Source organism: Microcoleus sp. K4-B3, assembly GCF_036704615.1.
Lineage (GTDB): Bacteria > Cyanobacteriota > Cyanobacteriia > Cyanobacteriales > Microcoleaceae > Microcoleus.
Genome location: NZ_JAUBSF010000028.1, coordinates 1 through 21,336, shown reverse-complemented (window position 1 = coordinate 21,336; position 21,336 = coordinate 1). Strand labels below are relative to the sequence as shown.

General features: G+C 46.0%; 18 protein-coding genes and 1 pseudogene. 10 read left to right on the top strand and 9 right to left on the bottom strand.

Annotation, left to right across the window (positions count from 1 at the left end):
- Nucleotides 1–23 precede the first annotated feature (23 nt).
- Complete coding sequence (locus tag QUA78_RS14490) at nt 24–641, bottom strand: helix-turn-helix domain-containing protein (RefSeq protein ID WP_333299979.1); 618 nt, start codon at nt 639–641, stop codon at nt 24–26.
- Between the two features lie 387 nt (nt 642–1,028).
- Here QUA78_RS14490 and QUA78_RS14485 point away from each other — a divergent pair, with 387 nt between their 5' ends.
- On the top strand, nt 1,029–2,624 hold the full coding sequence (locus tag QUA78_RS14485) for a pitrilysin family protein (protein ID WP_333299978.1): 1,596 nt from the start codon (nt 1,029–1,031) through the stop codon (nt 2,622–2,624).
- Between the two features lie 281 nt (nt 2,625–2,905).
- Nucleotides 2,906–4,387 carry a pitrilysin family protein gene (locus QUA78_RS14480; protein WP_333299977.1) on the top strand — a complete coding sequence of 494 codons (1,482 nt, stop codon included), beginning with the start codon at nt 2,906–2,908 and terminating at the stop codon, nt 4,385–4,387.
- Nucleotides 4,388–4,595: 208 nt separating this feature from the next.
- Here QUA78_RS14480 and QUA78_RS14475 read toward each other — a convergent pair whose 3' ends face one another.
- From QUA78_RS14475 to QUA78_RS14460, 4 genes are all read right to left on the bottom strand, one after another.
- A complete protein-coding gene (locus QUA78_RS14475) occupies nt 4,596–5,756 on the bottom strand; it encodes a DUF6386 family protein (RefSeq protein ID WP_333299976.1) in 1,161 nt (386 codons plus the stop codon).
- A 290-nt stretch (nt 5,757–6,046) separates the two neighbouring features.
- A complete protein-coding gene (locus tag QUA78_RS14470) occupies nt 6,047–6,793 on the bottom strand; it encodes a Uma2 family endonuclease (protein ID WP_333299975.1) in 747 nt (248 codons plus the stop codon).
- A 111-nt stretch (nt 6,794–6,904) separates the two neighbouring features.
- On the bottom strand, nt 6,905–8,296 hold the full coding sequence (gene asnS / locus QUA78_RS14465) for an asparagine--tRNA ligase (RefSeq protein ID WP_333299974.1): 1,392 nt from the start codon (nt 8,294–8,296) through the stop codon (nt 6,905–6,907).
- A 119-nt stretch (nt 8,297–8,415) separates the two neighbouring features.
- A complete protein-coding gene (locus tag QUA78_RS14460) occupies nt 8,416–8,790 on the bottom strand; it encodes a DUF2203 domain-containing protein (protein ID WP_333299973.1) in 375 nt (124 codons plus the stop codon).
- A gap of 119 nt (nt 8,791–8,909) precedes the next feature.
- Here QUA78_RS14460 and QUA78_RS14455 point away from each other — a divergent pair, with 119 nt between their 5' ends.
- Entirely contained in the window at nt 8,910–9,185 is a 276-nt protein-coding gene (locus QUA78_RS14455) for a DUF6439 family protein (RefSeq protein WP_333056391.1), read from the top strand.
- A 245-nt stretch (nt 9,186–9,430) separates the two neighbouring features.
- On the opposite strand, the gene QUA78_RS14450 is transcribed toward QUA78_RS14455, so the two are convergent.
- Complete coding sequence (locus QUA78_RS14450; RefSeq protein WP_333299972.1) at nt 9,431–9,919, bottom strand: anti-sigma regulatory factor; 489 nt, start codon at nt 9,917–9,919, stop codon at nt 9,431–9,433.
- A 330-nt stretch (nt 9,920–10,249) separates the two neighbouring features.
- A complete protein-coding gene (locus QUA78_RS14445) occupies nt 10,250–10,441 on the bottom strand; it encodes a hypothetical protein (protein WP_333299971.1) in 192 nt (63 codons plus the stop codon).
- Nucleotides 10,442–10,613: 172 nt separating this feature from the next.
- Here QUA78_RS14445 and QUA78_RS14440 point away from each other — a divergent pair, with 172 nt between their 5' ends.
- From QUA78_RS14440 to QUA78_RS14425, 4 genes are all read left to right on the top strand, one after another.
- Nucleotides 10,614–11,525: an alpha/beta fold hydrolase gene (locus QUA78_RS14440; protein WP_333299970.1), complete on the top strand. Its 912-nt coding sequence runs from the start codon at nt 10,614–10,616 to the stop codon at nt 11,523–11,525.
- A gap of 266 nt (nt 11,526–11,791) precedes the next feature.
- Complete coding sequence (locus QUA78_RS14435; protein ID WP_333299969.1) at nt 11,792–12,778, top strand: aldo/keto reductase; 987 nt, start codon at nt 11,792–11,794, stop codon at nt 12,776–12,778.
- 162 nt (nt 12,779–12,940) lie between these two features.
- Complete coding sequence (locus QUA78_RS14430) at nt 12,941–14,347, top strand: AAA family ATPase (RefSeq protein WP_333299968.1); 1,407 nt, start codon at nt 12,941–12,943, stop codon at nt 14,345–14,347.
- A gap of 10 nt (nt 14,348–14,357) precedes the next feature.
- Nucleotides 14,358–14,888 carry a hypothetical protein gene (locus QUA78_RS14425; RefSeq protein WP_333299967.1) on the top strand — a complete coding sequence of 177 codons (531 nt, stop codon included), beginning with the start codon at nt 14,358–14,360 and terminating at the stop codon, nt 14,886–14,888.
- 171 nt (nt 14,889–15,059) lie between these two features.
- Here the strand turns inward: QUA78_RS14425 and QUA78_RS14420 are convergent, their stop codons facing one another.
- Nucleotides 15,060–15,200 carry a hypothetical protein gene (locus QUA78_RS14420; protein WP_333299966.1) on the bottom strand — a complete coding sequence of 47 codons (141 nt, stop codon included), beginning with the start codon at nt 15,198–15,200 and terminating at the stop codon, nt 15,060–15,062.
- A gap of 108 nt (nt 15,201–15,308) precedes the next feature.
- The gene (locus tag QUA78_RS14415) at nt 15,309–17,000 is read right to left on the bottom strand and encodes a transglutaminase family protein (protein ID WP_333300019.1); all 1,692 of its coding nucleotides are present in this window, start codon (nt 16,998–17,000) and stop codon (nt 15,309–15,311) included.
- A gap of 422 nt (nt 17,001–17,422) precedes the next feature.
- Between QUA78_RS14415 and QUA78_RS14410 the strand changes: the two genes are divergently transcribed.
- The 3 genes and pseudogenes from QUA78_RS14410 to QUA78_RS14400 all read left to right on the top strand — a co-directional run.
- The gene (locus QUA78_RS14410) at nt 17,423–18,292 is read left to right on the top strand and encodes a DUF928 domain-containing protein (RefSeq protein WP_333299965.1); all 870 of its coding nucleotides are present in this window, start codon (nt 17,423–17,425) and stop codon (nt 18,290–18,292) included.
- 300 nt (nt 18,293–18,592) lie between these two features.
- Nucleotides 18,593–20,713, top strand: a complete 2,121-nt coding sequence (locus QUA78_RS14405) for a ShlB/FhaC/HecB family hemolysin secretion/activation protein (RefSeq protein ID WP_333299964.1) — start codon at nt 18,593–18,595, stop codon at nt 20,711–20,713.
- Between the two features lie 293 nt (nt 20,714–21,006).
- A pseudogene (locus QUA78_RS14400) lies at nt 21,007–21,261 on the top strand (DUF4277 domain-containing protein); the annotation flags it as partial.
- Between the last annotated feature and the right edge of the window lie 75 nt (nt 21,262–21,336).

Sequence of the window (21,336 nt, the reverse complement as noted above, 5' to 3'; positions counted from 1 at the left end):
ACAACTTTTCCCTGTTGCCCTAATTATTCATCTTTCTGCAAAACCCCATTCAGAAAAATATCGGCTAATCCTTCAGCCATTTCCTGCATTTGCTGCGGAGAAGCATTCGGCTCCATAATCGTATTTTGACTGAAACCCGCGACTGCAAACATACCCAAAAATACCTGAGCGACAATCTTGGGATTCATCTTCCGATAAACTCCTTTTTCCATCGCCGTTTCAAAAAAAGCCTCAGCCACAGCGCTCATTTTTCCGATGACTTCCAACTGAATTCTGTCGCGCAAATCCGGGTGAAATTGCGCCTCCAAAAAACACACCCGCATCATGTCGCTATTCTCGCGGATATTCAGCATCCGCCGCCGCATCACCTGAGCCACTGCTTTGTAACTTCCCATCTCGCTCAATTCTGTCAGCAAATCCGTCAGCAACTCCACCCATCCTTCCGTCGCCACCTCAATCAAAATCGCTTTTTTATTATCAAAATGCCGAAATAGCGTACCCTCCGCCACCCCCGCCGCCGCTGCTAAATCGCGAGTTGTAGTGCCGTCGTATCCGCTGCGGGCAAACAACCGCTGAGCGGCTTGTAAAATCCGCTTTTTGGTTTCTGTTTCAGAAGGAGGAGACTGATTAAAAATTCGCATGGCTTTGCAATCGGTAATTGGCGACTTGGAACAGCAGGTTCAGGACTGAAAAACTAAATTATGTTAAGTTTTAAGTTGTGCGTGATTTTAATCTTAAACTGGAAGTGACGCAACAGACCGCTTATGCCCCCAAAAATCTTCATGCTTAAAAAGCATCTCTTGTTATTCGGCATAAACTTCTTGCCGTTTGACAATCCAAAATCTAAAATCTAAAATCTAAAATCCCATGACCCTTTGTGAGATTTGCTGTATCAGCCTAACATCTGGGGCGCAACAGATCGCTTATGCCTCCAAAAATCTTTATCCTTAAAAAAGAATCTCTGGCCGCCGAGCACAAACATTTTTTGTTTGACAATCCAAAATCCAAAATCTAAAATCTAAAATCGAATGACCCCGCAGTTCCAAAAACCCCGTGAAGCGAAGCTATCCCGTAGGGAATCGCCCGATCGCCAAACTCGATTCATCGCCTCCCTGCTGGCCGCTGTACTGCTGTGGTGGGGAATTTCTCCCGAAATCGCCCTCGCCCGCCCCAACCCCGCTAGCGGCTCCCAAGCAGTCTCTGTTCAACCGTCGCTCGATCGAGTAATCAGCCAAGTCACCGAATTTAAGCTCGACAATGGCATGACATTCATCGTGCTCGAAAGGCCAAGAGCGCCCGTAGCATCGTTTTTGATTAACGCCGATGTCGGCGGCGCAAACGAACCCGACGGTCAAACAGGTGTCGCTCACTATCTCGAACATTTAGCCTTCAAAGGCACGCCAAAAATCGGCACTACCGACTACAAAGCCGAAAAGCCGCTGCTAGAAAAACAAGACCAACTCTTCGAGCAAATGCAAGCAGCCAAGGCCAGCGGCAAAACTGAAGAAGTCGCCAAATTAAAAGCAGAATTTGACAAAATTGAAGCCGAAGCTTCGCAATTTGTCAAGCGCAACGAACTCGGCAAAATAGTCGAACAAGCAGGCGGAGTCGGACTAAATGCCGCTACTTCCACCGACGCCACAATGTATTTTTACAGCCTTCCAGCTAATAAGTTAGAAATGTGGATGTCGCTGGAATCCGAGCGATTTCTCGAACCGGTATTTCGGGAATTTTACAAAGAAAAACAGGTAATTTTAGAAGAGCGCAGGCTGCGAACCGAGAATTCTCCGATCGGACAAATGGTTGAAGTTTTTGCCAACAAAGCTTTCTCTGTTCATCCCTACCGCCGCCCCGTAATAGGCTACACTGAAGACATTAAAAACCTCAGCCGCAGCGACGTGCAGAAGTTTTTCGAGACTCACTACGTCCCCAGCAAGCTGACTGTTGCGGTGGTAGGAGACGTGAAAGCTTCGGAGGTGAAGCGACTCGCTCAAATTTATTTCGGCCGTTACAAGGCGAAACCAGCGCCTCCAGAATTGCAAATTGTCGAACCTCCCCAAACCCAAACTCAGGAATTCACGCTGAAATTAAAAACTCAACCTTGGTACTTGGAAGGATACCATCGGCCGGCGATGAATCATCCCGACAATGCGATTTATGAAATGATTGGTTCTTTGCTCAGCGATGGCCGCACTTCTCGGCTTTATAAGTCTTTGGTAGAACAACAGCAATTGGCGCTGGCGGCTCAAGGTTTCAGCGGTTATCCGGGGGAAAAGTATCCGAATTTGATGTTATTTTACGCTCAAACTGCTCCGGACCGAACGGTTGATGAGGTGGCGGCAGCTTTGACCAAGGAAATCGACCGCCTGAAAACTGAGCCGGTTTCTGCTTTGGAATTGGAGCGCGTGAAAACTCAGGCGAGAGCCGATTTGTTGCGATCGCTAAATTCTAATATGGGCATGGCATTTTCGCTGCTGGACTATCAAGTAAAAACTGGTTCGTGGCGAAATTTGTTCAAGGAATTGGATGCGATCGCGGCTGTTACTCCCGCTGACATTCAGCGTGTCTCTCAGGCAACTTTCCGCCCGGAAAATCGCACGATTGGTAAGCTTTTGCCGCTGTAAGAAGAAGGTTCGGCAACGAAGCAGTGTACAAGATGTAACGGATAAAAGAAACAGGCCTTACGCAAGTCTCACAATTTTTGAGCGATTTTGAGGTTTGTAGTCGATGCTCTAGCCCGCTGCACCGAGGCCGGCGCCCAACTACAAACCTCATTCAATGTGCCATTTGCGTAAGCCCTGAAAAAGAAGGAAGAAACACTCGTTTCCAGGCTCTGCCTGGGAACGCAGATCCAGAGGCTCTGCCTCGATTGAGAATCATCACAATAGGAAACATTGGAGAAAGAATGAAAAGGACTAAATTGAGACTGAAAAAAGTAAAGTTATTTCTGCTATCGCTTTGCTTTTTTACTGTTTCACTGGGCACGTTTAATTTGTTACCTTCCTTTGCGGCGGCACCCAAACACTACGACGAATTAACATTTCCCCCGCTGTCAGAAATTAAACTGCCTAAATACACTCGCTTCGAGCTGAAAAATGGCATCCGGGTGTATCTGATGGAAGACCGGGAACTCCCGTTAGTCGGGGGAACGGCGCTATTTCGCACGGGCGAGCGCTTTGAACCTGCCGATAAAATTGGATTGGGAGGATTGACGGGAGAAGTGATGCGAACTGGCGGCACGAGCCGGCATACGGCTGATGAACTAAATCAGTTGCTAGAACAGCGAGCAGCTTCGGTAGAAACGGGGATTGATGTTGCTTCTGGTACCGCTAATTTTAGTGCTTTAGCTGAAGATGTGGAACCCGTGTTTGACTTATTTGCGGAAGTGATTCGGGAGCCAATATTTGCTCAGGAAAAGTTAGATTTAGCGAAGAATCAAACTCAAGGTGCGATCGCCCGCCGCAATGACGATCCTAACGATATTACCGGCCGCGAGTTTGAAAAGTTAATTTACGGCGATCGCAGTCCTTACGCGCGCACGGTAGAATACAAAACCATCGCCAATATTTCCCGCGACGATGTGGTGAGTTTCTACCAGAAATATTTCCACCCCAAAAACATGATTTTGGGTATTTCTGGCGATTTTGATACTGCTAAAATGCGATCGCTCGTCGAGCAAAAATTTGGCAACTGGCAACCGAATCCAAGTGCAGAAGTGCCTGCGCTACCAACCGTATCGCCAGCAAAGGGCGGCGGCGTATTTTTTGTAAATCAGCCGCAATTAAGTCAAAGTTACGTGCAAATGGGACATTTGGGCGGAATGCTCAGCAGTCCAGATTACGGTGCTTTGGACGTAATGAATGGGGTTCTCAACGGTTTCGGCGGCCGTTTGTTCAATAACGTGCGATCGCGCCAAGGTTTAGCTTATTCAGTATACGCTGCTTGGAGTCCGAGATATGACTATCCGGGGGTGTTTGTCGCTGGAGGCCAAACGCGATCGGACGCAACAGTACCGTTTATCCAGGCAATTCGGGCAGAGATCGATCGTATCCGCACCGAACCAATTACCCCGGCAGAATTAGCTTTCGCTAAAGATTCCACCCTGAATTCTTTCATCTTCAAATTTGAAAATCCCAGTCAAACTTTGTCGCGATTAATTCGCTACGAATACTACGGTTATCCCGAAGATTTCATTTTTCGCTACCGCCGCAGCATCGAAGCAGCAACAATTGCCGACGTGCAGCGCGTAGCCAAGACTTACTTGAAACCGGAGAATTTGGTAACATTAGTAGTGGGAAATACTGCGGCAATTCAACCGCCGTTATCGAGTTTGGGAAATTCTGTCAAAGTGCAATCTGTTGATATCACTATTCCCTCGGCGACTTAACCGATAACAAAGACTTGCATTCCTCTCTTTTCAGTATTTTGTAGGGTGCGTCGCTGCCGAAACTTCGCTGGAATTTGTAAGTTTTTGAGCGACGCACCTAACTATTGTGTGGTGCGTCGCTGTGAGATTGTCGCTCTTTATTTGTGAATTTTCGATGGCTCCACACCCTATGGCTACAGCTAACTCACTAACTCCATCCAAGGTAATCTTACTGGGATTTCAGTTCCAGGATTTTAGACAACTGTTGAACTAAATCCTGGTCTGACATCATTATTAATAGACTGCGTTTAACCTCTGGAGTTAGATCGAGGGCGTAGGCGATCGCCCAACCCAATTCTCTTGGTACAGAGAGTGAAGCTATTCGTTCTGCATAGAATTGAGGGTACTCAACGAGTTGAGGATAATTTGCATTGGTTTCTGCATAGTGAGCAAAAAGCCGTTTCAGGTGATCCAGTGATGAAGAGTCGGTAGCAACTGTCGGAGGTTGGAATGGTTCTACTTCTGCCCACCATAAATCGTCACGCTCAAAGATCCGAATAAGCTGTACAAGCTTTTTTCCAATTCCGCTCAAGTCAAATTGGTCATAATGCTGACCATAACTTGTAACTTGAAAAAGTGTCCCGATGGCTTGAGGTTCTAAAGCATGACCAATCACAATTTCAAATTCACGATAGTGAGATGATTTCGTGTATCGATAACGAATCAACTTTAAATTTTGACATTGATTTCTGTCTATTAACAATTTTGTATTAAAACTGGGAAAAATCATCTCTGGCCATTGCATTAGTGCGTATTCAGACTCAAGGGTCGAAGTAATAGACTGCCGCCATTCTTGGCGTGGGTCTGACTGCTCAAAGAGTCCTTTTGCATAGATCAATCTCGGAATGAGTGTCGGTGAATCGAGCGTGTCGATGGTCACGACAGGTTGGAACTGAACAGTATAGGAAGGAAGATTGGCATCATTAGAGCATTTTTTACAGTCAAAAGTATGGACTATAACCTGATAATTTCCATTGGGTATTTCTAGCCAGGAAGTTGCGTCGTGGTAGCCGAACATTTGAGCGGAGGGCAATAAATCACCGCCATCCAGATACAGGCAATTGTTCCTAACACACAACCGAAAAGTAACAGAGGCGAGCACGTGTAACTGCTCTTGTTCTGTTAGATTTTGATCTGTAAAGCGAATGAGAAATGCCCCATCTGCTCCTGTCGTGATGGCAACCAGATTACCAGATGCGAACTCTTTGCTAATCGCAAACTCATGCCAACACCATTCCTCAGGATTTTGAAGACGATGAGCGAGATCGTCAGGATGGAATAGAAACCATGTAGCGATCTCAGTTCCTACAACACGTTTTTCATCTAGCATCAGAAGTTCTACCTGAAGTGTATGGATTTAACGACGGACTAAACCAGTTTTAATAGCAGGTTCCGTGAACACCAACTCATAAAGATTGAACTCGTTTTCTTCTAACCCTTTTTACTGGTTATTAGGCTAAGCGCCTGGGAACCAGTTAAGGACGTGGTAATGCCGTTTTAACTTTGTAGTAAGGACTAAAGTCCTTCTAGTTATGAGCAATAAGCGGGCATCATATAACTCCTGTTTGCGGAATGCCGATCGCCCCCTTGAAAAACTCGGCTGACAGACATCCCGCCCGTTCACGCCAGCCGATCGGGATCGACACCCAACTCGCGCAACTTTGCCACCAATACATCCGCCCGCTGGCGTTCCTGTTCTGCCCGCAGCCGTTCCTGTTGGGCCTGTTCCGAGCTCCACAGCAGCAAATTTTCCTGCGAATCCCACCAGCGCAGCCAATTCATAGTTTGCCCCAGCCGTTCCCCCGACCAAATCCCCAGCCACAAATCTAACTCTGGAATCCGCACCCGTCCCTCAGCATCAGCGGTCTGGGCTGCATAACCACCATTTTGCAGATACCGCACTTCCAGCTTGGGCTCGTAGGGATCGTAGGTAACATAGGTGGGCACTTGCAGAATCTGTTCGTAGAAGTAGAGCTTGCCATAGGGAGGAGTCGATCGCGCCGACAGTTCGGCGTAATCTTCGTTAGACAAAAACTCCATCACCACCGATACCGGCGCACCTTCGAGATTGGGCGTGTAACTGCGACGAATGCTGCCCTCTGCGACTCGATGCACTTGCGGCACGTAAAACCAATCCGGTGCTTTGACTACAGTCTGCTTATTTACTGTCGCTACCAGTCCAAAATTGGAACCGATTAGTGCGATCGGTTGAATGCGTCCGGCGGCTCCCAGAGCATCGGTGAGGGCGGCAGCAAGGGGCGGTTGTTGAATATTTTCCACGGGATCGTCCGGTAATACAAAGTCGGCTGGTAAGGCTTCCCAGGTGACAGTTGGTGCTTTGGAACTTGATGGGATTTGAAGAACCATTAGTTTATACCATTTGACATTTTAGATTTTAGTAGGGACACGGCAATGCCGTGTCCTTACCCGGAGGACACGGCATTGCCGTGTCCCTACGTTTTCCCGCACAATCCTCAACTAAAAATCAATACTTAAAGGCGCTCTCGGAAACGGAATCACATCCCGAATATTCCCCATTCCCGTCATAAACTGCACTAACCGCTCAAATCCCAAACCAAACCCAGCGTGAGGCACAGTACCGTAGCGGCGCAAATCCAAATACCACCACAATTCCTCCTTATTCATACCCTGCGCTTCCATGCGCCGCTCCAACACATCCAGCCTTTCTTCCCGCTGCGAACCGCCGATAATTTCCCCAATATTAGGAGCCAAAACATCCATTGCTCGCACCGTTTTCTCGTCATCGTTTAAACGCATATAAAATGCTTTAATCTCCACGGGATAATCGCTGACAATCGTCGGCTTTTTAAACAAATCCTCAGCCAAATAACGCTCGTGTTCCGACTGCAAATCTAAACCCCAACTTACGGGAAAATCAAATTTTTTGTCGGCTTTTTCCAAAAGTGCGATCGCCTCCGTATAAGTAATCCGCTCAAACTGATTGTTAATGATATTTTCAGCAGTAGCCAAAACCGTTTTGTCAATGCGGTCGTTGAAAAACTCCATATCTTCCGGGCAATGCTCCAAAACGTATTTAAAAATGTACTTTAAAAACGCCTCAGCCAAATCCATATCTCCCTGCAGATCGCAGAAAGCCATCTCCGGTTCAATCATCCAAAACTCAGCCAAATGTCGCGAAGTATTAGAATTTTCCGCTCGAAAAGTCGGCCCGAAAGTGTAAACATTGCCGAAAGCCATCGCCATAACTTCCGCTTCCAACTGACCGCTAACTGTTAAATAGGCGCGCTTTCCAAAAAAGTCTTTAGCATAATCTACCTCTTGCGAATCTGTGCGCGGCACGTTCTTTAAATCAAAGTTGGTAACGGCGAACATTTCCCCCGCCCCTTCGCAGTCGCTAGCAGCAATAATCGGAGTATGAACCCACAAAAAACCGCGTTCTTGAAAAAATTGGTGTACCGCCGCCGAACAAGCATTGCGGACTCGAAAGACAGCACCGTGGGTGTTTGTGCGCGGCCGCAAATGCGCGATTGTCCGCAAAAATTCAAAGGAATGGCGCTTTTTTTGCAGCGGATAAGTTTGCGGGTCTGCATCCCCATAAACTTGTACTTGCGAGGCTTTCAACTCAATTCGCTGTCCTTTTGCTGGAGACGCTACCAGCACACCCGACACTTCTAGAGATGCACCTGTATTCAGTTGTTTCAGTACATTTTCAAAATCTGGCAAATCGGAATTTATGACTACTTGCAAGTTAGCCATCGCCGAACCGTCGTTGACTTCGACAAAGGCAAATCCTTTCAATTCGCGCTTAGTGCGAACCCAACCTTGAACCGTTACAGTGTCGTCGGGTTCACCTGCGCGCAAAATTGCTGCTATTCGTTGATTTGTCATAATATCCACTCCTGTTTATTTAATATTTTGCACCATATTTCTCTCTTTTCTCTTCCTCTGCGCCCTCTGCGCCCTCTGCGGTAAATAAAAAAATCAAAAATCCCAACTCCCAACATCCTTCAACCTGCATAGGATTTCAAAATCCAACCGATCAAAATGCCAAGCCCCCCAAACCGAACTGCTTGCCAAAAAGGTTGTTTTATGCTTCCCCAAGAAAACAGGCTGCTTTCTAAATTCAACTCGATAGTTTCCAATTCTTGCTCAATTTCCCGCAATTCTTTTTTGAGTTGCGGCAATGGATTTCGGCGCCCTGACTGGCGGATTTCTTCGCGGCGATGGCCGAGTTCGACTTGGCGCTGTCGATCGACCTGAATTTGAGTGTACCGTTCTTTGACTGCCGCGAGCGATCGCTCCACTGCTGCGATCGCTTGAACAAACTCACTTTCATCATCTCCCGGTGTCTCTCGATTTAAATCTGACGGCTGTTGAGGCATTTTGATCTGCAAACCTGACAATAATTTAAAAAAACCAATTCGCTATTAAGTTGTTATTATGTCAAGTATATTATTTGTTAAATTTAGAAACGGCAGCCAAATCGCTATAATTGCCACCTATGCTTGAAACTACACAAACAACCCAAACTGTCAACCTCAACGAGCTTAGCACGGTAGAACTAGCCCAAGCTCTCGCCGCGCGCCTCGCCATCCCCGAAAAAGATTGGCACCGCCTCAAAGCCAACCGTTCCGCGCGAGCCTGCGAGCAAGCCGCGGCCGCTCTGGTCTTTTTGCTCAAAAAACAGCCAGAAGAAGCTCTCCCGCGCTTAAACCAAGCAGCAGGATGGCTGGATCGATCGATATCTGCTCCTCCCTGTCCGACCCACGGCAAATAATTTTGAGTGTTGAGTCTTGAGTTTTGACTTGATTAGTGGCTCAAAACTTAGACAATCGCGCCGCTCGATCGAGCGGCGCGATTGTGAGTTCAAAAGATTTATACTTTTTTAACTCAAAACTCACATTTTGCATTACGATCGGCTATCAATAGCCAGATCCTCCAAGTTCTCACTGCAAGGTTGAGCCCGGGAACGAAAAAAATTCCAGGTCTAGCTGAGGTGAAAACTGCTGCCAAATAGCGGTGCTAGCGCAAGCGAGGCAGGCGGTAGCCACTGGGAAGTTCTTTGCACAGCCGTAACTCTGTACCTTGAGAATTCCACTCTACCCGATCGAATATTTGGTAAAGAATAAACAACCCCCTACCACATTCCTGTTCCACATGGGGGAGTGCAGATTCATCTACAACATCCTCTGCTAGGAGACTGTCGCAATCATCGGTATAAAGGTTGCAATTGCAAGGAGCATTAAAGCCCGAACCTTCATCCGATATTACCCACCAATATTGGTTTTGGACGACCGAAAAACGGACTCCAACAGTTTTACCGGGGTCTAACTTGTTTCCATGCTTAGCAGCATTTACCAAAGCTTCTTGAAGCCCCAACCGCAATTCCGCTTGCGAGTAATCCGGCACCTCTGCTAGGAGCAGATCCAAAATAGGACAAAGGTATAGAGTAGAAGCGAAGCTAATCGTAATCCAATTGCGTCCGACCGGACGGGGTGAAATAGCAATCACTCAGAAAACTCCCTAACTTTCAGGTGGATAAAGTTCACACCCTGCATAGTTGGCTCCCTAGTATTCAAAATGCTAATTAATTGAGCGCCGCAGCTCTACTTCTATCTTAGAGTATCAAAGCAGTTAAGAACAGCAAACAACGTCACAAAATATTCAGCGATTCTGAGAAACTTCTGCAGAGAACCATCAGTAATTTTACTTATAACTTCTCCCAGCAGCCAGATTTTTGATGTCGGCTTTTGCCAACTCGCAACGCTTAGGCTCGCTGCCTCCCCCAAGCCGTCAACAGATCCTACCAAACGATCCCCACCTTGAAAAGCTCGGAAATAACTATAAAAAAGCCGATCCCTTCACCCTTGCCAATCGGGTTCGACACTCGCAGCCGCTGCTTTGCGCCGATCGCCAACAACTTGCTAGGCTACCCCACAGCAAAATCATCATACCTAGGTGTGTTGCAGCCCAGACCCGATATATTTCCCAAATGCGATCGGGCAAAATATCTCCCATTGTTGCGACTCTCACAAAATCAATATTCGTTACAAAACTTATTCATCCTGAGAGCGGGCTATCGCGATCTCCCAACTCGCCCAAATAGAATAATTCTTTGCTGGCGCAAGCCCGGCGCGTTTGCAAAACTTTATAAATCTGAGCGTCGCGATACAATATTTAAAGTAAATAATTATTTCTTTACATTATGCAAGCAACCCCAGCCATGACTTCAGCCCCCATAGCCGGCACTTACTGGCAGTGGCGGGGGCATTCAGTATACTACGTTCGATCCAGCGATCGGCATCCAGAACGCCCTCCCCTGCTGTTAATTCACGGTTTTGGAGCGTCCACAGACCACTGGCGCAAAAATATCAGCGGGCTGAGCAAAGACTTTGAAGTGTGGGCGATCGACTTGATTGGATTCGGGCGATCGGCAAAACCCGAATTGCAGTACAGCGGCGACCTCTGGCGCGACCAACTCCACGACTTTATCACCAACATCATCGGTCGGCCCGCCGTATTAGCCGGCAACTCCCTCGGAGGCTACGCCGCCTTGTGTGTAGCAGCCCAGCGCCCCGAATCAGCAGCCGGACTGATATTAATCAATAGCGCCGGGCCCTTCAGCGAACCGCAGCCCGCACCCGAAGCCCCACCCCTGCAAAAAGCCATATCTGCGGTTGCTAAAACTTTATTTCAGCAAGATTGGGCAAGTTTTCTGCTATTCCAGTACGTGCGCCAGCGATCGACAATTCGGAAAACCCTAGAAAAAGTTTATCTCGACCAAAGCGCCGTCACAGACCAATTAGTAGAAGAAATTTACCTTCCCTCCTGCGATCCCGGTGCCCCCAAAGTATTCGCCTCCGTATTCCGAACACCCCAAGGCGAAAAAATCGACGTATTGCTGAGTCAATTAAAATGCCGGTTGCTAATGCTGTGGGGAGAAGGCGACCCGTGGATGAATTCTACAGAAAGAAGCGCCAAATTTCGCAACCACTATCCAGAGTTGACAGAACACTTTATCAAAGCCGGTCACTGTCCCCACGACGAAGTACCAGAACAGATAAATGAACTGATTCGCACATGGATAATTGACAAGGGCATAGGGCATGGGGCATAGGGCATAGGGCATAGGGCATGGGGCATAGGGCATGGGGCATAGGGCATGGGGCATAGGGCATAGGGCATGGGGCATAGGGCATAGGGCATGGGGCATGGGTTACTGGTTATTGGTTATTAGAACTGAAGAACTAACGAGAAACATAGGACAAATAACCAATAACCAATAATCAATAACCAATGACTAATGACTAATGACTAATGACTGATGACTTCATTTAACTTTCTGGTTAATCTCAACTCAAATATTCTGAGGATACGGAAACCATGACCAGCAAAAAGACTCGCCGCAATTTTATATTGAGCAGTATAGCTGTTGCCAGCGGTATTGCAGGTGCTAAGGCGATCGAACAGCAGGATCGGGAAATCGCAGCCGCACCCAATAACAAGGCGGCCGCCACAGTAAAAATGCCAGAACGACTGTTAGGCAACACCGGCGTGAAAGTGCCGATTTTCGGTTTGGGGGGAGCCGGACAAACACCGCTGTCGCAGCCGGGAAGAGAAGCAGAAGCGGCGACGCAAATTGAACGCGCGATCGAACTAGGCATTCGCTATTTTGACACGGCGGCCGAGTACGGGCCCAGCGAAGAAAACTTAGGCAAAGTTTTGCCAAAATATCGATCGCGCCTATTCCTAGCCACAAAAACCTCCGCCAGAGACAGAGATGGCGCGTGGAGAGACTTAGAGCGATCGCTCAAAAGATTGAAAACCGATCGGCTAGACTTGTGGCAACTCCACCACGTCTCATTCCAAACAGAATTAGACCAAATTTTCAGTGCCAAAGGAGCAATAAAGGCGATCGAAGAAGCCAAACAGCAAAAAATAATTCGTTTTGCCGGCATCACCGGACACCACGAACCAGCCATCATTGCCGCAGGCTTGCAGCGCTATCCTTTCGACACAACATTAATCTCCCTCAACGCCGCCGAAAAACATCACCCGCGCTCCTTTGTTACCAGTGCTTTACCAGTCGCCCAAGCCAAAAACATCGGTGTCATAGCCATGAAAATACCAGCTTACGGCAAATTATTTCAGAACGGTGTTTTAGATGGAATGCACCAAGCAATGGGCTACACGCTTTCACTCCCCGGCGTCCACTGCTGCGTCATCGCCGCCGACTCAGTAAAGCAATTAGAAGAAAACTTCCAAGTCGCCCAAGCATTCCAACCCCTGAACACAACAGAAATGGCAGCACTTGAAAAGCGCACCGCCGCCGCTTGGCAAGAAAATACCTTTTTCCGACAGTGGACTTAGATCTGATGTTGGGAAATGCGGCGCTCGTCGCCGCTCTACTTGCTGTTAATATTGAACAGGAATCACCAATCCAGGTATAATGGGTTGAGGAATGGAAAATATATAAAACTAACGGTTTCAGGTTCCTCTCTATCTGATAGTTTATTAACAGGACATTTTTTAATGAAATTAGAAATTAGAAACTTAGGTGTTGTTGAAAAAGCAGAAATTGATTTAAAGCCTTTAACTGTTTTTATTGGTCGTAATGGTGAAGGGAAAACATGGGCTGCATACACTTTATCAGCGATCCTCGGACAGCAGGGATACGGAAATTACTTAAAAGCTTATCTTGACGGTAAAACCCAAGAGACATATCCAATCATAGATAGCGCACTTCAGCAACTTTTTGATGAAGGTAATGCACAAATTGATATGATTAAATTTGCTAATGACTGTGCGGAAATTTATATTAATGATGTGGCTCGTTTTGCTCGAAACTGGATGCCCTCTTTTATGGCTACAGAACGAGCAGATTTTGAAAAATTGCAAGTAGATTTTAAGTTGGAAGAAACAAAATTAGAGTTTCAGGAAAGGATAAAATCCGTTTCTGTCGAAAGAGAAATTTCTTTGGGCTTACTAAATTCTGTGAAAGAATCAGGCGAAACAATATTATACTTTTATTTAGGAGGAGGCAAAGATTTGAATAAGCTGCCTAAAACAGCGATTAAGCGATTCGTAATTCAGGAAATTTTTCAGATGCTCCACAGAGCATTTTATGATTGTATACATATATTCCCTACTGAAAGGACTACTTTTATAACTTTTCCCTTTAGCTCTTTTAGAGTCAAAGAAATTAGAGGCGAACAACCTTTAAAAGAGAGAGATAAATCTGAATTGGGACGAAGAGAAACGCCTTTACTGGAACCAGTAAAGCGTTTTTTGGAGATGATTTTAACAATCTATCAAAAACAAAACACAGACAGAGATGAGGAAATAAAACAAAATCCTCGATTACAGGAATATATCAACTTAGCTGATTTCTTGGAAAAGGAGATTTTACAAGGAGAGGTCGGCTTTGAAACAACATCCGAATTGCGAAAAGAACTACTTTTTCAACCGAAAGAAAGTACCAAGTTGGAGATGCCTATTGTTTCTTCAATGGTAAAAGAATTAGCTCCATTAGTTCTCTGTTTGCGCTATTTAGTTAAACCAAATGAGTTACTGATAATTGATGAGCCAGAAATGAATTTACATCCAGCGGCTCAAGTAGAGATAGCTGAATTTTTGGCAATGTTAGTCAATGCTGGATTGCACGTCTTAATTACAACCCACAGTCCCTACATTGTTGACCATCTTGCTAATCTCATGCAAGCAGCTAAGCATGAAGATCCAGATAGCATTAAAGAAATGTTTTATTTAGAGCGAACAGATGCTTTTATTTCTCAAGAAAAAGTTTCAGTCTATTTGTTTGAGGATGGAACAGCAAAAAACATTATCAGTGAAGAAGGTACAATAAATTGGGAAACTTTTGGTCAAGTGTCTGATGATGTTTCCCGCATTTATGCTAATTTACTGAAAATTCAAGATTGAGAGACAGTTAATGCCTTTTGAAAATTTGCTTTTATCCTCCTGTTTACTTCCAGGTCAAACCTATTTTAAGGAAAGTCAAGCTTCAGTAAAAGTAGAACCCCTAGCGGGCGAAACAATACTTTTTTTTAACATAGATGACCAATCAAATCCTAGTTGTAAGCTGCGTCAATTTTTATGGGGAATAGAAAAAGGTCAACAAATGTGCGACCTGATAGTGTTTTACGCTAAAGACAGCGAGCGCGTTATCTGTTTTGTAGAATTAAAAGATAATATCGGTGATTTAGGTCATGGCACACAGCAAGTAATTAATACATACAATACTTTCAAGGTACATCTGAAAAAAAGTTATACGGCGAAAGCATTTATTTATGCGTGTGCCGGTTCTTTACCCTACGAACATGAGGAATATCAGAGAGAGTTATTAAAGACGTTTGGGAAAAATAATTTTGATTTTAATAACAGAAGTAATGATGCTTTAGGTGATTTGTTGCGGGGAAACCCACCTAAAACAGGTGGAGGGAAGCGGAAAAATAAAAAGTAGAAAAAATCTGTCAATTAAGGCTATTCAATAAGATGTTTTTGAAGCGCCACACCTAGGTTATCTCTTTCCTTGCACCTCTGGGGTGAAAACTCCCCAAATCAAAAAACAAGGCGACATGGTTGGTCGCCTTGTTTTTTATTATAAAAAATGCACTTTGTCAACAGCCAAGAGCTACTCTTTTTTCCGTTTAGCGTTATCTAACCGCCTGCGATCGCGCCACTCAGCCGCGGTCAAATAAGCGACCCCGCCAGTCACCGTCAGCAGCAGTACAAAGGCTACTAAAACGAGAATATTAGCAATCGAAAATTCCACAACGCCTCTTCCTCTGATTTTACATTTTCTACTTTCAATTTTAGATTAAAAATGTTAACAATTAACAGTTGAATTTTGACTGCTAACTGTTAACTCTTAACACTCAATTCAAACTGCTGGCAACTCTTCCAAAATTGTAAACCTCACATGATTAATTGCCAGAGTCCCCACGGAAACATCCTCCTTGTTTAAAGGAAGACCCCCGCTCGTGAGACTTTGAAACCGAATTCCCTTGCCAATTTCTACGTGATACCAAGCCAAACCCATAAAAAATCGCAAAGGATAAGGGCCTCTGTCTTGAATATCATCAGGATTAGATTCCATCGGTACCCAGCCAAAACCCGGAATGTAAAATTCCAGCCAAACGTGATTGAAATCAGGCTCCAGCGACACCCCTTTTCTGTCCGCAAAAGCCGGACACTTGTAGCGCCCGATCGTGCGACAAGCAATCCGGTTCAACCTTGCCAAAGCCAACAATACCCCCACGTACTCGCCGCAAGAACCAATGCCGCGGCGCAGTACAAGATCCGGAGTGTCAATGTGAGGCCTAATCCCGTAAGAAAGTTGGTCGTAAACAAAATTGCGAATGCTCAGTAACTGCCTCAAAATATTAGTTTCCGAGCCAATGGCAGCCACAGCAGCCGATCGCACAATCTCCGTATCCATCGCCAAATTGTCATTGTCCACCAAATACTTAGCTGCAAAATCCGGCGACAGCTTCGGAATCTTTTCGACATCCCGAGGCGACAACTGATACTTAATCGAGCGAACTTCTAACAAAGCCTTCCAGCCAAAAATTCGGCGTTCCCCCTTAAGCAGCCGATCGAACTTAAACACCGCCACCCGTTCCCCTTCCTGAATTTCCTCAGTAAAAGGCATTCCGATCGGCGTAATTTTCCTGACCTTTTGCCGATGAGTTTCCGAAGGCAAAGCAATCCGCCACTCCAAATTTTCGATTTCTACCTCATCGAGAGGAGACAGTTCCTCCACATAAGACATTTCCATCAAAAAACCGTTTGACAGAGCGTAGCGGTCGGCTTCATTGTAGTGAAAATACAAAGGGTGAATAAAAGTGCGATCGCGCTTTGTCAACTGAAAAGGATCTTCCGCATTCGGGTCATCCCGGATGTAAAGTTCATCCCCGGAATAAGCCACGTACAAAACCTCCTCTCCGGTTTCGGAATCCTTGTGAAAAGCCAAACCAGAAGGCGACTCAAAGGGAGTCAAAACGCTAAATTTAATCTCCCCAGTTGCCCGTTCCAAACAGTAAACAGTTTGCTCAGTCTTGTCGCAAACCCAAAGTTCTTCTTCCCGGACAGTGATATTTTCTACCCCAATACCGGGAGCGTAAAACCGAGTAATTTCCCGACCCGTTTTCCCGTCAAAAACCAGAATAGATCCCAATCTCTGGCACGTAACATAAAGCGTAGATTTCCAAACAGCAATCCCGTCAGCAGCATAAGAAAGCGAAACAAAATGTTCTGATTTGAGTTCAGCGATCGCCCCGCCCCGAATTGCCCCCGGACAGCAACAAATATCCTCATCCCGCGCAAACCAGAGAGTATCTTCCGAAATAGCCAGCCCCGTTGCGCCGGCAAACTTAGCCGTTTGATAAGGATTCAAAACAGTAGTGTTGTCACTTTCTCGATCGATCTCCAATAGCAGCCCTTCGGCGCGATCGACAGCGAACAACCTATTTCCTAAAAAAGCAATGCCGTGCAGTGCCAAGACTCCGATGGGTCTTACCATCCGCAGCCCCGAAGGCTGTTTGTCCGAGAGAACAGGTGAATCGAGATTCATGCTAAATTTCTTGCCGGTATTGTACAGAAAACCTGATTTGTAACTTGTAGCCGATCGCTTGAGGTTCACCAGCAAAATTGCCGAGTTTCCTGATATCCAGGACTGACGCATCAACCGGGTGTTTTTACGAAAAGAGGCGTTGTAGCCTCTTGTCAGAGTTAAAAAACCTGGAATATTAGTCTGTGTCAAAATTGGGTTAAACAAGCTCAACCCAACCTCCTGCCGTGAATGCAAGTAAGTATAACTACTAAGCTACCACTGAAAAACGCGACAGAGAATTCTATGTTGATCAGAGCGACCAAACTAATCGTATCTGCCTGAAGATATAAATTAAGTACAACAGATTACTATATGCGTCAAAACCTTGGGTAGAATAAAACCGTGCGATAAAGTTCCTAGGTTTATTAGAAGGCAGGTTCGTCATGGCTTGGAAGTCTGCTCTAAATATCGGTGCCATTTCCTTAATTCTGTCTGTAGACGCAGTTGCCGTTGGTAGTTTCTTAATACCAGCAAAGGCTCTCAACAGCCCCGCAAACAGCGTCCACCGCCACTCACAACCGCAGCTACCCCTCAACTGGCAAACAGTTCAACCCCCTGAACCCAGCGGAAGCAGACCGAACAACCAGCAATTAGGAGCCGCGTGGAATAGCTTTCAACCGCCGGAGCAGGGAGTACCCGGAAGGCGGGAAGGGGGAGGAACCCGCGGCTTAGAATGCCCGACCGCCACAACTGCCTTAACTGCCTTGATTCCCCAATCAACTATGGGGCAAACCATATCAGCAAAGCCGACTTTTTTCTACTACCTTCCGGTAGCCATCGACAAAACAGTTCAGTTTGAGTTAGCAGACGAAAGGGACAAAACACTATACAAAAAAAGTTTTCGCATGGTAACTAGCCGTGCAGGTGTCGTTAGCGTCAGCCTCGACTCCGACGACAACTCCCCAGCCCTGGAAGTTGGCAAAAACTATCAATGGTACTTTACTATCAAATGCAACCCAAAAAACTATACAACAGATGATGTTCTCGTTTCCGGGTGGATCAACCGCACCGCACTCGCCCCAAACGTGAAAGCAGAGTTGGATCGATCGCCCGATCGCGCCAAGCTCAGCATCTTCGCCCAACAAGGTCTCTGGTACGAGTACCTGGCAACTCTAGCTCAATTGCGCATCGCGTCTCCCAGCGATGCCAGTTTAGCGATCAAGTGGTCAGCAGTGTTGAACTCAGTCCAACTCGGCAAAATCGCCCAAGAACCCTTAGTCGCAAGTGAGTTAACACCTATCACAAGACAATAATTCGATACCAGTTAAAAAAAAATGCAACGGTAGGCAAGCCCCAAACCGTGATAGCCGCCATAAGTCATTGCCAAATCTAAAATTTAAAACCTAAAATAGTATGACTTGTGCAGCAAGTACGAAAAACTCGGTTTCGAGCGCGGTATTTGGCAGCGCCACAGATGATTTTTGCCTGTTCCGGGTTTTTTGGTCGATCGTCCTAAATAAATTAAAATTTTTGTGCTAATCAGCAGTTCGGGCTTGTGGCATCTTGAAAGCCGGACTGGGGAAATTTTGATGTCAAATTTCGTCTAATACTAAATGATAAACTGGCATAGTCAAACAGCCGACAAACTTATTTTAGAGAAATTATTAATTATGCACCCGAATGCAAATATTGCACTATTTAGGTTGGGGATTTCACTTCTAACAGCGCTCCCGATGGCTTGCTTTTATGCCAATAAAGCTATATCCCAAACGGACGATATTTCTCAGTTTCCAGTCGCCGCTGACAACTCAGCAGATAGGGGCAACGAAGTATTAGCCCTGCAAAAACTGGAAATCAAGCAGGATGAAACTGCAACAAACTTAAATCAAATCCCCGATTCCATCGAGAGCAATCCTGAACCAGAAACACAATCGAACCCCGCCGAGAACAGGCAAGATGCTTGTTCCACAATCGATGAAACTGCTTGTGGTGCGGGCATCTTGCCCGAACAAAAAAATCTGGTTGACAACGATCCCAAGTGTCAGAACCAGCTAGATTGCAATCATGTTTTAGCCCAGAACCCACCCTCGCCACCTCTCAACCTGCCTCCGCCACCGACTCAGCCAGATCCAAATCGCGATCGATTTCTGCAACCGGTCCCGCAGCCTTCCCCAGAACCTCCCCAAGTACCGCCAACAGTAGCGCCCCAACCCCCGTCGCCAGTTCCCCCAACGCTGCCGAATGCAGCAATTGAGGTGCAGAAAATTCAAGTAGTTGGCAGCACAATTTTAAGCCAAGACGAAATTAATGCCTTAGTCAAGCCGTTAGAAGGCCGTTCGGCTACCCTAGAAGAACTCAAACAAATCGCTGACAAAATTACCGAAATTTACCTCAATCGTGGCTACATCACTTCGAGAGCAGTCTTGCCGCCCCAAACTATCACCGCAGGGGTCGTCCAGATTCAAGTGATCGAAGGCAAGCTGACCCGAATTGAGGTAGAAGGAACTAAAAGATTGCATCCAAGTTACATCCGCAGCCGGCTTCGACTCGGGGCCCGAATGCCTTTAAGCACAGCTTCATTAGAAGACCAACTCCGGCTGCTGCGAGTCGATCCTTTATTTGACAATGTAGAAGCCAGCCTGCGGGCTGGGGATAATGAAGGCGAGAGCATTCTGATCGTCCGAGTCTCGGAAGCTAATCCGTTTCAACCTAGTTTCAGCATTGACAATTATTCGCCTCCCAGTGTCGGTTCCGAAAGATTGGGAGTTAGTTTGCGGCACCGCAATATAACGGGAAATGGCGACGAACTTGCGGCGGCTTATTACCGATCGCTCGGCGATTCAGACGTGTTCGATTTCAGCTATCGCCTGCCACTAAATGCGATGAATGGCACTTTGCAATTGAGGGCGGCGCCGAATCGCAATAGTATCGTACAAGCACCTTTTAACCGTTTTGACATTTCGGGAAAATCGCATTTATTTGAAATTAGTTACCGCCAGCCGCTGCGGAGAACGCCGATCGAAGAATTTGCCTTATCTGCCGGTTTTACTTATCAGACAGGCAGAACTTTTCTCGCCGGCGAACCGTTTCCTTTTGGCATCGGCCCGGACTCCAATGGTGTCACCACTACGAGCGCCATTAAGCTGGGACAGGACTACATTCGGCGCGATCCGCAGGGTGCTTGGGCGGTGCGATCGCAATTTACGATCGGCACTAGCTTGTTTGATGCTACTCAAAACGAAGGTTCCGATCCAGACGGACAATTTTTTAGCTGGCTGGGTCAAGTGCAGCGAGTACAGCGATTGAATGACAAACATTTATTAATTTTGCAGTCAGACTTGCAGTTGTCAGCTAATAGTTTGTTGCCTTCACAGCAATTTGTAATTGGCGGCGGGCAATCTTTGCGCGGCTACCGCCAAAATGTCCGTTCTGGCGATAACGGCTTCAGAGTTTCGATCGAAGATCGGATTACTTTGCAGCGTGATGCTTCGGGAAATCCCAAACTTCAATTGGCTCCATTTTTGGATGCGGGTACGGTATGGAACGTTGCGAACAATCCAAATAAATTAACCAATCAGACATTTTTAGCAGGTGTGGGTTTGGGGGTAATCTGGGAACCGATACAGCGGCTGAGCCTGCGCGTAGATTACGCTCTTCCTTTGGTGAGAATTAGCGATCGGGGCGACAATCTGCAAGATAAGGGAATTTACTTCAACATAATTTATACACCCTAAAATGGTAAGAATTCAGGTCTAAATTTGAGGAATTAAAGATGGTTCTTGCATATCGGGATTAACCATCGCTTTTATAGCTTGCTCAAAAAAATCAATTACGGAACGTCCTTGACGACGACAAGTTTGTACAACCGTTAATAAATTGGCAGTATGTTTAACCCACATTCCGCAAGTCTTTAAATAGAATTGATGGTTGTAAATTTGAAAAATTCAAGCCGGAAGTGATTGCCCCGTAATCACTTCCGGCTTTTTTGAGTTACAATGAACGAATTAGGATCGAAGAGGAAAAAACCATGAATGAGTATCAAGAAGCCATAAAAGTCTTAAATTTAGACCATCTAGGAATAGTAGCAGGCATAATAGACGAGATGGAATTAGTAGAAGAAGTCAATAAAATAGTAGGAATAACAACCCAATAAATTCTCAGCCCAGGACAAATCATGAAAGCAATGATTTTGAATGGACTAGGATTTTTAAGCGCCCCATTATACATATTCGAGGAATTTTTCGTAGTCCAAGCAACATCACATCTAATCGGAAAGGGAATAAGCTGTTAAACATCTAAACTGCATTAACTAAGTTGCCTTTATTTTTTATCTTTCGGTTCCATTTCATAATTAGTC

Bases quoted from the DNA above. Each gene is read 5' to 3' on its own strand.
- QUA78_RS14475 (WP_333299976.1), bottom strand. From the start codon at position 5,756: ATGCTAGATGAAAAACGTGTTGTAGGAACTGAGATCGCTACATGGTTT.
- QUA78_RS14435 (WP_333299969.1), top strand. From the start codon at position 11,792: ATGACCAGCAAAAAGACTCGCCGCAATTTTATATTGAGCAGTATAGCT.
- QUA78_RS14470 (WP_333299975.1), bottom strand. From the start codon at position 6,793: ATGGTTCTTCAAATCCCATCAAGTTCCAAAGCACCAACTGTCACCTGG.
- QUA78_RS14440 (WP_333299970.1), top strand. From the start codon at position 10,614: ATGCAAGCAACCCCAGCCATGACTTCAGCCCCCATAGCCGGCACTTAC.
- QUA78_RS14425 (WP_333299967.1), top strand. From the start codon at position 14,358: ATGCCTTTTGAAAATTTGCTTTTATCCTCCTGTTTACTTCCAGGTCAA.
- asnS (WP_333299974.1), bottom strand. From the start codon at position 8,296: ATGACAAATCAACGAATAGCAGCAATTTTGCGCGCAGGTGAACCCGAC.
- QUA78_RS14405 (WP_333299964.1), top strand. From the start codon at position 18,593: ATGATAAACTGGCATAGTCAAACAGCCGACAAACTTATTTTAGAGAAA.
- QUA78_RS14490 (WP_333299979.1), bottom strand. From the start codon at position 641: ATGCGAATTTTTAATCAGTCTCCTCCTTCTGAAACAGAAACCAAAAAG.
- QUA78_RS14480 (WP_333299977.1), top strand. From the start codon at position 2,906: ATGAAAAGGACTAAATTGAGACTGAAAAAAGTAAAGTTATTTCTGCTA.
- QUA78_RS14410 (WP_333299965.1), top strand. From the start codon at position 17,423: ATGGCTTGGAAGTCTGCTCTAAATATCGGTGCCATTTCCTTAATTCTG.
- QUA78_RS14430 (WP_333299968.1), top strand. From the start codon at position 12,941: ATGAAATTAGAAATTAGAAACTTAGGTGTTGTTGAAAAAGCAGAAATT.
- QUA78_RS14485 (WP_333299978.1), top strand. From the start codon at position 1,029: ATGACCCCGCAGTTCCAAAAACCCCGTGAAGCGAAGCTATCCCGTAGG.
- QUA78_RS14415 (WP_333300019.1), bottom strand. From the start codon at position 17,000: ATGAATCTCGATTCACCTGTTCTCTCGGACAAACAGCCTTCGGGGCTG.
- QUA78_RS14460 (WP_333299973.1), bottom strand. From the start codon at position 8,790: ATGCCTCAACAGCCGTCAGATTTAAATCGAGAGACACCGGGAGATGAT.
- QUA78_RS14455 (WP_333056391.1), top strand. From the start codon at position 8,910: ATGCTTGAAACTACACAAACAACCCAAACTGTCAACCTCAACGAGCTT.